Genomic DNA, 785 nt, shown 5'->3' with positions numbered 1-785 from the left:
ATGGCGAAGTTCGCCCACGAGGTCGCCAAGAACTACGACATCACGGTCGCGCTGCACACCGACCACTGCCCGAAGGACGCCCTCGACGGCTTCGTCCTGCCGCTCATCGCCGCGAGCGAGGAAGAGGTCCGGCAGGGCCGCAACCCGATCTTCCAGTCCCACATGTGGGACGGTTCGGCCGTGCCGCTCGACGAGAACATCGAGATCGCCAAGACCATGATCGAGAAGACGCGGAACATCAACGCGATCCTCGAGGTCGAGATCGGCGTCGTCGGCGGCGAAGAGGACGGCGTCCAGCACGAGGGCACGAACGACGCGCTGTACACGACCCCGAACGACGTCGAGAAGGTCGTCGACGCACTCGGCCTGGGCGACAAGGGCCGCTGGATCGCCGCGCTCACCTTCGGCAACGTGCACGGCGTCTACAAGCCGGGCAACGTCAAGCTCCGCCCGGAGCTCCTCGGCGAGATCCAGGCCTCCGTCGCGGCGAAGCACGGCACCGGCGAGAACCCCCTCGACCTCGTGTTCCACGGCGGCTCCGGCTCGACCGACGACGAGATCCACGAGGCCGTCCGCAACGGCGTCATCAAGATGAACATCGACACGGACACGCAGTACGCGTTCACGCGCTCGATCGCCGACTCGATGTTCCGCAACTACGACGGCGTGCTGAAGATCGACGGCGAGGTCGGCAACAAGAAGCAGTACGACCCCCGCGCCTGGGGCAAGGTCGCGGAGTCCGCCATGGCGGCCCGTGTGGTCGAGGCCGCGAAGGTCCTCGGCTC

1 protein-coding gene is annotated in these 785 nt (G+C 66.9%); it reads left to right on the top strand.

The features are described 5' to 3' along the window. A partial coding sequence (fbaA, locus tag ITJ56_RS18120; protein WP_194632023.1) for a class II fructose-bisphosphate aldolase occupies positions 1-785 on the top strand: 785 nt, incomplete at both ends.

The organism is Curtobacterium sp. VKM Ac-1376, assembly GCF_015351025.1.
In the GTDB taxonomy this organism is placed as follows: Bacteria; Actinomycetota; Actinomycetes; order Actinomycetales; family Microbacteriaceae; genus Curtobacterium.
This window is presented reverse-complemented; position numbering and strand designations above follow the sequence as displayed.